The organism is Pseudidiomarina tainanensis (assembly GCF_900115255.1).
Taxonomy (GTDB): Bacteria; Pseudomonadota; Gammaproteobacteria; order Enterobacterales; family Alteromonadaceae; genus Pseudidiomarina; species Pseudidiomarina tainanensis.
The window spans coordinates 1,161,288-1,173,210 of sequence record NZ_FOYU01000001.1 but is presented as its reverse complement, the minus strand read 5'-3'; the positions used below and the strand labels follow the sequence as shown (position 1 = coordinate 1,173,210).

Annotated in this window: 10 protein-coding genes; all 10 read left to right on the top strand. The window is 39.0% G+C overall.

Annotation, left to right across the window (positions count from 1 at the left end; translation table 11 throughout):
• Positions 1-24 precede the first annotated feature (24 nt).
• On the top strand, positions 25-1,164 hold the full coding sequence (locus BM292_RS05675; protein ID WP_092856179.1) for a polysaccharide export protein: 1,140 nt from the start codon (positions 25-27) through the stop codon (positions 1,162-1,164).
• An 86-nt stretch (positions 1,165-1,250) separates the two neighbouring features.
• Positions 1,251-1,697 carry a low molecular weight protein-tyrosine-phosphatase gene (locus BM292_RS05670; RefSeq protein ID WP_092856177.1) on the top strand — a complete coding sequence of 149 codons (447 nt, stop codon included), beginning with the start codon at positions 1,251-1,253 and terminating at the stop codon, positions 1,695-1,697.
• Positions 1,679-3,913, top strand: coding sequence for a polysaccharide biosynthesis tyrosine autokinase (locus tag BM292_RS05665; protein WP_245751823.1), 2,235 nt, complete (start codon positions 1,679-1,681; stop codon positions 3,911-3,913). Before BM292_RS05670 ends, BM292_RS05665 begins: the two co-directional genes overlap by 19 nt.
• 115 nt (positions 3,914-4,028) lie before the next feature.
• Positions 4,029-5,429, top strand: coding sequence for a hypothetical protein (locus BM292_RS05660; RefSeq protein WP_092856175.1), 1,401 nt, complete (start codon positions 4,029-4,031; stop codon positions 5,427-5,429).
• Positions 5,422-6,531, top strand: a complete 1,110-nt coding sequence (locus BM292_RS05655; protein ID WP_092856173.1) for an O-antigen ligase family protein — start codon at positions 5,422-5,424, stop codon at positions 6,529-6,531. Before BM292_RS05660 ends, BM292_RS05655 begins: the two co-directional genes overlap by 8 nt.
• A 26-nt stretch (positions 6,532-6,557) precedes the next feature.
• On the top strand, positions 6,558-7,526 hold the full coding sequence (locus BM292_RS05650; protein WP_092856171.1) for a glycosyltransferase family protein: 969 nt from the start codon (positions 6,558-6,560) through the stop codon (positions 7,524-7,526).
• 172 nt (positions 7,527-7,698) lie between these two features.
• Entirely contained in the window at positions 7,699-8,151 is a 453-nt protein-coding gene (locus tag BM292_RS05645) for a serine O-acetyltransferase (protein ID WP_092856169.1), read from the top strand.
• A 252-nt stretch (positions 8,152-8,403) separates the two neighbouring features.
• The gene (locus tag BM292_RS05640; protein ID WP_092856167.1) at positions 8,404-9,435 is read left to right on the top strand and encodes a glycosyltransferase family 4 protein; all 1,032 of its coding nucleotides are present in this window, start codon (positions 8,404-8,406) and stop codon (positions 9,433-9,435) included.
• The gene (locus BM292_RS05635; protein WP_092856165.1) at positions 9,435-10,523 is read left to right on the top strand and encodes a CapA family protein; all 1,089 of its coding nucleotides are present in this window, start codon (positions 9,435-9,437) and stop codon (positions 10,521-10,523) included. The genes BM292_RS05640 and BM292_RS05635 overlap by 1 nt, the downstream gene beginning before the upstream one ends.
• Complete coding sequence (locus tag BM292_RS05630; protein WP_143434074.1) at positions 10,520-11,902, top strand: phenylacetate--CoA ligase family protein; 1,383 nt, start codon at positions 10,520-10,522, stop codon at positions 11,900-11,902. The genes BM292_RS05635 and BM292_RS05630 overlap by 4 nt, the downstream gene beginning before the upstream one ends.
• Positions 11,903-11,923 lie beyond the last annotated feature (21 nt).

The window sequence follows — 11,923 nt, the reverse complement described above, 5'->3', positions numbered from 1 at the left end:
GAATTCAAAACAGAAGCTCAAAAAATGAACCTAAAATTAATAACAGTATTCACAGCCTCACTACTAACAACAAGTTGCGCCTTCGCCCCAGGCGGCCACATTCCAACCGATGGCAACCTCTTTAGCGACAATAACCGCAACGCCAGCCAACAAGAATTTAGTGAAGCCGATTTCAGCAAGTTAGTCAGCACCTACACCATTAGCCCAATGCTTCTGGCTGAACTGAACGCTGCAACACCCAAACCCGAATTTAACAACGAACTGGAAAACCAACGCCAACAGTACGACTACCGTGTGGGTAAAGGCGACATCTTAAATATCACTGTATACAACCACCCCGAGCTGACTATTCCAGCGGGCTCTATGCGCAGCGCACAAGAATCGGGTAACTGGGTTCACAACGACGGTACTATTTTTTATCCGTACATTGGCAAAGTCGAAGTGGAAGGTATGCGGGTGAGTGAAATCCGCGACATTATTGCGAAGCGCCTTGCTACCTATATTGAAAGCCCACAAGTGGATGTCACTGTGGCGAGCTTCCGTAGCCAGCGCGTTTACATTACCGGTGAAGTACAAAAACCGGGGGTGTTGCCAGTCACCAACGTACCCATGACCCTTATTGAAGCCGTCAGCGCGTCAGGCGGCTTAACGCCGGAAGCCGATTGGACAACGGTAACTCTCACACGTAACAACCAAGAATTCGATTTTAACCTGCGAGAGCTATACCAGCAGGGCAACACCGACCAGAACATTTTGCTGCAACCAAACGATGTGTTGCACGTTGCCCGCAATGATCAGAATAAAGTATTTGTGCTAGGCGAAGTACGCCAACCGAAGAGCTACATGATGGGCCGCAGCGGCATGACGTTAGCCGAAGCGCTTGCTGATGCAGGCGGCTGGTTCGAAGCAACCGCCGATGCCGAAGGCGTTTTCGTCATTCGCGCAGCCAACCCTGCGACAGGACGTGTCGCAGAGGTGTACCAACTCAACGCCAAAAACGCGACCGCATTGGTACTGGCGGAACAGTTCAAGCTGCAACAACGCGACATCGTTTACGTCACCGCAGCCCCAGTCGCCCGCTGGAACCGCGTCATCAGCCAACTACTCCCGTCCATCACCGGCCTCTACTCACTGGGTAGATTCCAAGATGACGTACGAAACTAATGTTGGTCGCTTACGCGCCCTTTGTTGTAGCCCGGCGTTGCACGCCGGGTAGCGCAAAGCGCTGTTAATATCCGAGGTTTACAAATTTGTTCAATAAAATACTCGTAGTTTGTTTAGGCAACATCTGCCGCAGCCCAACAGCCCAATTCCTGCTGCAGCATCACTTGCCAAACAAAACCATCCACAGCGCCGGCATAACTGCCATGGTGCGTGATGGCAAAGGCCATGACATGGATAAAACCGCACGCGAAATTGCGGCAAAAAATGGCTTTGAGTTTCCAAAGCATGAAGCGCAACAGCTAACACGCGAACTCATCGGCCACTATGATTTAATTTTAGTGATGGAAAATAAAAATCGTAGCCATATTGCAAACCGTTACCCCGAAGCGCATGCCAAAACCATGCTGTTAGGTCAGTGGCTTCAGCAAAGCGGAAAAGAAATTCCGGACCCATACAAAAAAAGCGAAGAGGTGTATCAGCATGTCTTCGAATTAATTAATAAGAGTTGTGATCAATGGAAAACAAAACTGTGACAATGCCGACCCCGAATAACCAACCGCAACGTAACGACGATGATGAGATCGATCTCGGCAGACTTTTTGGTTTACTGATTGATCACAAATGGCTGATTGCTGTTATCACCGCGATTTTCATGTTTGCTGGCGTTGTGTATGCGATGCTTGCCACACCGATTTATCAAGCGGATGCCTTGCTTCAGGTTGAAGAGAAGTCTTCGGGCATGCCTGCGCTTGGTGAAATGAGTGAAATGTTCGCAACCGAGAGCCAAGCTGCGACTGAAATCGAAATCATGAAATCACGGATGGTGATTGGCGCCGTTGTTGACCAACTCGAGCTCACCAATGTGGTTAAGCCAAACTACATGCCATTTATTGGTGAGTTTTTAGCACGCCGTTCAGGTGAAACTGATCAAGTAGTGCTAGAAGCACTGCAAGTACCTGAAAGCCAAGTAGGTAAAGCACTTGAACTTCGTATTGAAGACAACGTGTTCACGTTAATTGATACTGACGGCAAGGAAGTTGTCTCTGGTGTGGTGGGAACGCCAGCCGAAAACGGAAACTGGGTAGTTCACATTTCAGATGCAGTCACAGAAAACACCAATAGCTTTACGTTGGTGAAACTAAACCGCCTGAAAGCCATTAATAATTGGCAGGAGGCATTAACTGTCAGTGAACGTGGAAAACAAACAGGAATTTTGAGCGCAAATATTCAACATCAGGAACCTACGTTTGCTGAGCGCGTGCTTGATGCGATTGCTACTGAGTACATGCTACAAAATATCCGCCGCAATGCCGCTGAAGCCGAAAACAGTTTGGAATTCTTGCAACGCCAAATTCCGACGATTAAAGAAAACTTGAATGATGCGGAAGAGAAGCTAAATTCTTATCGGTTACAGAGTCAGTCAGTCGATTTAAGCCTAGAGACGCAAGGGTTACTTGAGCAATTGGTTGAATTAGAGAAGCGCATTAATGACTTGACGCTCAAAGAAGCTGAAATCAGCCGTTTATATACCAAACAGCACCCTAGCTATCAGGCGTTGATTGAACAAAAAGCAAACTTAGAAGCAGACCAAAAACGTTTGAGCTCACAGATTCAAGAATTACCTGAAACACAACAACAGGTATTGCGTTACACACGCGATGTTGAAGTGAATCAAGAGATTTACTTACAACTACTCAACCGTATGCAAGAACTCAATGTCTTAAAGGCCGGCACCGTAGGGAATGTTCGTATCCTTGATTATGCGGCAACCAAGCCAGGCGCTGTTGCACCTAAGAAATCTCTAATTGTTGTTTTGGCTACAATGCTTGGCGGTATGTTATCGATTGCCCTTGTTTTTGTGAAAGCGGCTCTCAACCGCGGCGTTGAGAGCGCCGAGCAGTTAGAGAACGAAGGTATTAATGTTTACGCGTCGGTGCCAAAATCAGACGTGCAAGAGACTATGGATCAGCGTTTGGTAAGAATGGCTAAACGAAAAACGCATGAAGTGATTAAAGCGCCGTTATTAGCAAAAGAAGATCCAACAGACTTAGCGATCGAAGCCTTGCGTGGTTTGCGAACCAGCTTGCATTTTGCCATGTTAGAGGCGCGTAACAATGTCATCATGATTTCAGGCCCTAGCCCTGCAGTTGGTAAGAGTTTCGTAACCGCCAACCTAGCAGCCGTTCTAGCCCAAGCAGGTCAGCGAGTATTACTTATTGACGGCGACATTCGTCGCGGCTACTTGCACAGCATGCTCCAAGCCAACAATGAGAAGGGCCTAGCTGACCTATTAATAGCCCGTCGTTCCACGACGGGTGGCGAAGCCGTTAATGTTGAGAATTCACGTGATGTTGACTATGCCCAGTATGTTCAATCCGGCTACATAGAGAACCTCGATTTCATCCCGCGAGGCACAGCTGCACCAAACCCAGCTGAACTCTTGATGCATCCAAGAATGAATAACTTCATGGAGCAAGTATCGAAAGAATACGATTATGTATTAATTGATACCCCACCAATTCTTGCAGTAACAGATGCCGCAATTGTTGGGAGTTACGCTGGTACTACTTTACTTGTTGCCCGATTTGGCTTAACTCCAGCAAAAGAAATGATTCACACGGTAAAACGCTTCAATCAGAACGGTGTTGAAGTGAAGGGCGTTATTCTTAATAGTGTGGAGCGTAAAGCGAGCTCGTATTATGGATATGGCTATAATTACCACTACGGTTATACTTATAAATCACAATAACAATGTGTGTCTTGTGTAGAGATATAAAATCAATCATAAATCAGATGAATTTTTATTCGAAAAAGCTGAGTTGAAATTTAGCTAATAAAAGAGAAAAGTAACTGAGAATAAATAAATGAAATCGGTAAAAGATGCTATCTCTATATTAAATGAAGAGTCCGAGTTATGGCTAAATTATTTGGACGGACAACAAACTGGTAAATTACCTTCGAAAAAAATAACAGATCACAAGCACTACAATACATTTATTCGGATATTTGCCTACGTTAGATACATATTCCGTCTTATCTCTTTTAGTAAGAAAACTGATGATTCATGTGAAAATAATTTTTTGTTTTTTTCAAGTTCATTGAATCAGCAACGGGCAATTGACGAAATTTTTACGCACCTTGTTAGACTAAATAAAAAAACAATATGCATTACAACTGTAAATAGATTAAGAGAAAAACAGATAACGAGAGTAACTTTTTCAATTAGCGATGCACTAAAAGCTTTATATTTACTTATCTTTAGAGGTCCAAAATTATATCGGACGCTATCAAAACATCCGGTATTATCGCCAAATCGGCACTTCAATCTATTTATCGCGTCTCATATCTATTTAATCTATTTTCTAAGAGTATTACCGAAGATCAATCCAAAAATGGTTTTGATCTCAAATGATCATAACGTTCCAAATAGATGTTTAATCGCTGTATCTCGATATTTAGGAGTTAGAACGGCTTATGTTCAGCATGCATCTGTTAGTGAATTTTTCCCCGCTTTAACTGTCGATTATGCTTTTTTAGATGGACAGCACTCTTTTGATATCTATAAAACTTGTGTCAATAATATTTCGCCTTATTTGAAACGAGAATTTTCTACAGAAGTCTATTTAACAGGGCAACAAAAAAAACTAAAATTTTCAAAATCTAGAAGACAGAAATCTATAGGAATAGCTATAAACAAACTTGATAATTTGGATAGCTACATTTCATTAATTATATTTCTCACTAGAAGTGGACTTAGTTTGATAGTTCGATGGCATCCAAACCAGTCCAAATCAGATGTAAAAAAGATATTAGAATTAGGCGAAAATAATTCATGTGTTAAACTAAGCGATCCATACCAAGATAATATATCAGATTATCTTGAGAAAGTTTCTATAATTGTGGCAGGTGATAGCGGTATACACCTTGAAGCGGCTTTATCTGGAGTATATCCTGTTTATTACAATGAATCATTTGACTCTAAAATTAAGGACTATTATGGGTTTGTTAAATCAGGCCTTGCATACGCAGTTAGTGATCAGAAAGAATTGTTGACGCTTATAAACGGTATCCGAAATTTGAAAATAAACAAAAATTCGATTCAATATTACAGTGACACATTTGGTACACCATTAGAAGGCAGAGAGTCTGAATTAGTGGCAAAGCTAATTTGTAAGTTAACAAGATATGGATTTGAAGATGATATTGTCGTAAGAAACCTCGCGTCTCGCAAAATTGTCATTGCTGAGAGTTTATCTAATGAATAAGAAAGACCTATTTGTATTTTTAGGTTTTGCATTATCATTGATTTTTTCTTTCGGTTCTTTCTTCTTTAGTAATCTTGCTAACTTTATAGTTTCTTCATTAAGTCTTATTTTTTTTATGGTTTTTTATTTGAAATGTAGGATTTCAAATAATGGTCTTAAATTTAGCTCCTTTGAGTTTTTTATATTCTTACTTTTCGTTTTCACAAGTATCTTCATTTTTCTTTTTTCCTATAACAAACCTTTATCTTTATTTGTTCTCTGGAATTTATTCATAACATACTTGGTCGGATTTTTCTTTTATCATTCGAAATTTACAAGCCTTCTTTCTGTTGTAAAAGTTGCATATGTATTATATTTGCTCTTAATTTTTCTAAATCTAGAAAGCTTAGCGGTTGGTGTTAATGGTATTAATGTCATTATCGATGGAGCAAGCCGAAATGTAGTGAGCGGTATTGCAATTTATTTATTCGTATTTATTTGCCTACTTTCAGAGAGGGCTGAAGCAAAGATAAATTACTTTTACCCCGCATCTTTGCTTTCAATTGCGTTGTTGGCTAATAGCCGAACAGCATTGATTCTATCCTTTGTATTGACAGTGATGGTATTTATCTATAATACAAGAAATTATAGAATTCGAAAATTAGCTTTCTTTTGTGCTTTGCTTCTAGTGGGCCTGACGACTTTATCAACAGAGGTTTGGTATTCGTATTTGAGTGGGACTAGACTTTCCGAAGGGTTGCAATCGATACGATATGAAATGTGGCGTGAGTATATACAAAGTATAGATTTCGAGAGTTTTTTTATTGGAGTCAATTTAGATAGGCTTCCCTTAATCAGTAGTTTTAATAATAATCCACACAATTCATATATATATGCACACTCTATGTTTGGGTTTGCAGCCTTTATTTGGTTTTTATTTCTTTCTTTTTCCGTTTTATATTCCTTTATTGTAGGTCGATATTTCATAGGCTCTCTCATGTTAATAATTGTCGTGAGAGCAGCTTTTGATATTGGCTTTTTTCTTGGGAAGTTTGATTTTGTGTTATTCACTACACTACTGTATTTGTATCAACCTCATGATTCAGGATGTAAAGAAGCTTAAAGTTAGAGTCAATTATTGAGGGGTTTATGAAAAAATATTTAGTTATAGTGCCATATGGCTTGCATAAAGGGATTGTCGATTCACAAATAAGAGATAAATTCAACTTTAAAAAGGATGTGACTATAATTGAGCAGCAAAGTGAGTCAAAATTTAAGTTCTTGAGAGCATTTTTCATAAATAAACATCTCAAAGGGAAGGCAACGGTTTATACAAGATCGATATTCGACTTTTTATTGGTCTGGTTTTTGGATAAGTTACCATTTAATGACTTTTATATCCAATTTGATTTCCGCGGCTTACCATCCGAAGAGAGTTATCTTCGAAACAAGTCCGTTGTACGCCGGTATTTAATTCAAGTTATAGAGTCGTTTGTATATAGAAACGCCGACGAAATATATTGTGTCTCTCAAAATATGAAAGAGTATTTGAAGAAAGTTTTTCACGAAAGACCGGTCATAGTAGAGCCGTGTAAAATCAGAGCTGATCTTCTTAAAAATAGAGAGGTAACGAATTCACGGCGAAGCGTATTAAGATTTGGATATGTTGGATCAATGTCCGTGTGGCAGTGTTTCGAACGTGTTTGTTGCCTTTATAAGAGCATTGAGTCCGAGAACACTGTGCTTAAAGTCTTTACGCCCGATAAAGCTGCTGCTGAAAAGATTTTGTATGACTACGGTGTAGTTAACTACGAATGCAACTCGCTCCCGAGAGAGGTTGTTATATCGTCTCTGGATGAGGTCGATTTCGGATTCATTCTTAGAGATAATAATATCGTAAATACTACGGCTTCACCCCTCAAATTCGCAGAATATATATCTCGAGGTGTGATTCCCATTGGAACGCGATATATTGGCGATTACTCTCAAGACTTTGCTCGATTAATGTATATAGTTGAAGATGAAGAGGTAAAGTTAGATTTTAATAGGTTGAAAGACTTATTGAATGCCCGTTCGTATTCGGCGCTATTTGATGCTGCTTCAGAGCTTACTTGGTAGCGTACATGCATCGATTATCAAATTAATTTTGTCAATTATTTACTTGTAAAATTCTAAACTAGGGCCTGTTTTTTTGGTTCTAGAGAATGATCTTTGGTGCTCTTTGGGTATCAAGAGAATATAGAAAACTAGAGACTTTTTAGTTATTGAAAGTCGAAACTGGAGGATTTAAATGTCACTGGCCCAGGCTCCACTGATTCTCTTTAAGTTAGCTTATACGTTCCATAAGTTAAAAATCCCACTTTTACCGTCTTTCTTCACTATTTTGAATAGAGTTATATGGGGGATTTACCTTCCCCCGACAGTACAACTCGGAAAGAATGTAAAGTTCGCTTATGGGGGAAATGGTGTAGTGATACATGGTAGAGTTGTTATTGGAGCCAATTGCACTATAGGAACAGGAGTGACAATCGGAGGAAGATCGAAGAAATTTAACGTTCCAGTATTGGGTGATGATATATATGTTGGGAGTGGTGCTAAGGTACTCGGGCCTATAAAAATTGGTTCAAATTCTATTATCGCACCTAATTCGGTTGTACTGACTACAGTTGATTCTAATTCTGTTTATGCCGGCATTCCCGCGAAGAAAGTTAAAAACATAGAAAGTATATACGATTTAATATGAGTTAACACTTCGGTTTGTGACTTAATCACTAATTTAAAAAGTTATACATTTGGTAAGATTTCATCTCAATGAGTAGTTTGATGTAATTAGTGTTTATGCGTGAATTTAAGAAGTTGAATGTCAATTCACACGCAGGTTACGCAGTAAATTATGATAGTCATTAGTTAAAATCCAAGATATCAACCAAGAAAAAGTTATCCTCCAACGCTTCGCTCTGCATGATCCTTTATATTAAGAATAGATTACTAGGGAATGGGAAAATTGAAATTGCATGTAATAGGCGCTTTACCTGGGCCTCTTGGTGGGACCACAGTTTTGTTTGAGCAGCTAGTTTCCGAGTTGCGAAATCATAACACTATAGATTTGTCCGTGTCAGATACAACACAATTTAAGAAGGCTGGTCTGCTCAAAAAGGTCTATTATTTTGTTAGATGCTTATATTATTGCTCGATTTCTGAAGTTACGGTGTTGAATACAAGCGCAAATGGCGCTCTATATTTTGGTCCGATCCTATTATTTTTTGTTAGATTGTTTCGTAAAAGATTTATGCTTCGTATGTTTGGCGGGATTTTTAATGATACTTACAAGAAATATGGCGTATTCAAAAGAGAGATAATGAATGGGTTACTAAACCGATCCGATACGTTGTTTTTTGAGACAGATCTTGTTGTTAATTATTTTAGGGATAGGTTCCCAAACACTAAAATAGTCAAACTCCCTAATTCTAGACCAAAATCGAAGCTGAAGTGCGACTATAGTATAATGAGTAGGTACGTTTTCGTCGGTGCAATTAAGCGGTCGAAGGGAGTATTAGACTTGCTGGAAGTAGCCAAGGATTTTCCACAAGCACACTTTTCGTTTGCGGGACCTATTATTGAGCAGGACTTATTAAAGCTTATCCAAAATGCCGATAATTGCAACTATTATGGAGTGGTAGATTCAAACAATATCTATAAGTTTCTATCAGGGGCGTCTTGTTTAATTTTACCAACAAAACACTTCGGTGAAGGATATCCTGGCGTCATACTAGAAGCTTACTCGATAGGCCTCCCAGTGATCACTACTCGCTGGAGGAGCATTCCAGAGATCGTCGAAGAAGGTGTTACCGGTTATCTTACAGAGGTTGGCTCTTTGAGCTCCCTTTTTCACGCAATTATTAATTTCGAGAACTTAAATTCTAGCGAAAAAGAGCGAATGGGAGAGCGAGCAAGGTGCTTTTTTCTAGCAAATTTTGAGTCCGAAAGGGTGCTAAACATTTTTCTGTCAAAAATTAAGGAACAATAATGATAGAAACGCAGTTCTTCGAGTCTAAACACAATTTAAGTAAAGTGACCTCCGTTTTTTTTGTTGGCGATGTAGCGAGTATTGATGATTACACTGAAAAACACCATCACACTAGTTTAGCGAAACAACTTGTCGTACTTAACTTTGAAGGCGGGCTAGCCAGAGAAGAAGAGTTAAACTCCTATCGAAAAACTAAGTCTGTATTCAATAGTGTTAACCTATTGAATAGTCTATTCCGTGATTCATATTTACTATTTAATCTAGCAAACAACCATATTGATGATGTCGGTACAATTAATAGAACGAAAAGGGCGATTGAAGAAAAAGGTCACATCACAATAGGAGCCGGCGATAATTTGTCTGAAGCTTCTCAAGTTAAACACTGCTTGATTGGTGAGACGGATTATATATTTATGTCTTTTGGGTGGGACGTTATTGAGTGCAATAAAGCTCGTCGCAACCGTTCAGGAGTGAACCCTCTGAATGCTTCGTGGGTTCTGAGTGAGTTTGCTAAGGAAAAAAAGCAATTTCCAAACTCTAAGTTTGTTGTTCTAATGCACTGGTGCTATGAATTAGAGGTCATACCGTTACCATATCATCGTACACTTGCGCACTCGCTTGTAGATTTAGGTTGTGACTTTATTATTGGTTGTCATCCTCACTGTGTGCAGCCAATCGAAAGATACAAGCACGGGGTAATAGTTTATAGTCTTGGTAACTGGTTTTTCAAAGAGAGTTATTTTTTTTCGGGTAAACTTCGATTTCCAGATTATTGTAGTTTGCAAATTATGTTTGAAATTACTCATGATTTAGAATTCATAGTACATTTGTACGAAAAAAGAAATTGTAAAACCCTATATATAGGTAAATACTCAGTTGAAGAGCTCAATAAATTAATTGGTTTCGGTGAATTTGAAGAAATAACAGACCAAAAATACGATGCTTATTTTAAAAAGAACCGAGTCAAAACTAAATTTTTACCCATTTATAGAACCAAAGAGTCTCGAAATTCTCTTTTTTTTAAAGATATATTTAACTTCTTTCGTACGTCATTGATTAATTTGCTAGTAAAAATTGGTGTTAAGTGAGTAAACTTGCCTTTTATTTAAAGAATAATAGTCGGAGAATCCTTCGTTCACCTTCTGTTGGTTATGTATTAAAAAATATTCCATATTCTCTTCGTCCCGGCATAGCTAGAAGCTATATTCGAGAAACAAAGCGCTTGGAAAAACTGGATAATATGACGAAGAGCGACTTGACTAAGTGGAGACTGTCTGAAACGAAGGAAATAGCATCTTATGCGTTTCAATACTCTGACTTTTATCGGTGTCTATATAGAGCGAATGGACTTTCTTTAGACTCAATTCAGAAACTTCACGATGTTCGTAGTTTGCCAATTGTGACCAAAGGAATGCTTCAAAGCGCTTCATTTAATAGCGTCAAATGCCAAAATACGAAGACTAGTTTGAGAGTCAATACAGGGGGCACCTCTGGTACACCTCTATCATTTTCAATTAGCAGCAATCAACTAGGTGTTGAATGGGCAAATCTTCACTTTTTTTTCAAGCGCTGGGGATTAAAATGGAACACTACACGTATTTGCTTTGTTGGTCAGGTAAACTTAAGGAGCGATTTAGAGTACGATGTTATTCGTGATGCGTATTTTATCAATACATATAAAAACATAAGTCAGCAAATAGAAAGCTTACTAGAAATCTTTCACCGTAACCCTAATCAAGCATTTATTTTGCATGGATATCCTAGTTTAGTATACGAAGTCGTGAATGAGTTGAACCATGGATATGAAATTGAAGTTCTGAGGGAACGGATCTGTGGTGTGCTTCTATGTTCTGAATTTGCGCCATTACATATTCGAAATGAAATTAGTGCGACGCTTGGGAGTAGTTGTTTTTGTTTTTATGGGCACAGTGAGAGAGCTTGTATTGCCCAAGAAACTGAGGAGAACTCATACATATATGAAGCCAGTTCGAGTTACGGATTGACTGAGTCTGTTGAAGATGAATTAGTGGCTACATCTTTCCACAATGTTGCATTTCCGTTTATACGATACAACACAGGAGATCGCATTAGAGCTTTTAGTGACTCCAATACAACAATAATAGATTGCTTTGCGTTTGATGAAGGGCGCGCTTCAGACTTTGTCTTAGATCTAGATAAAAATAAAATTCAATTAACCGCTCTAATATTCGGTCGCCATCACAAAATCTTTGAAGATATTTATTCGTTACAAGTATTGCAGGAAGAACCGGGATTAATTTCATTATACATTGTACCGAAATCTCACCAAGTTAACTCTGAATTGATTGATAAATTGGATTTTAAGAACGTCGGTTTAGGCTTTACACTTTATGCGTTAAGTCAACCGGTGCTGACAGATTCTGGGAAGTTAAAAATCAAACTCGATGAGGCACCAAGCGGTGCTATTTTTATTGGCAAACGCGTGTGATGAATAAAGAGGAAGGACGTA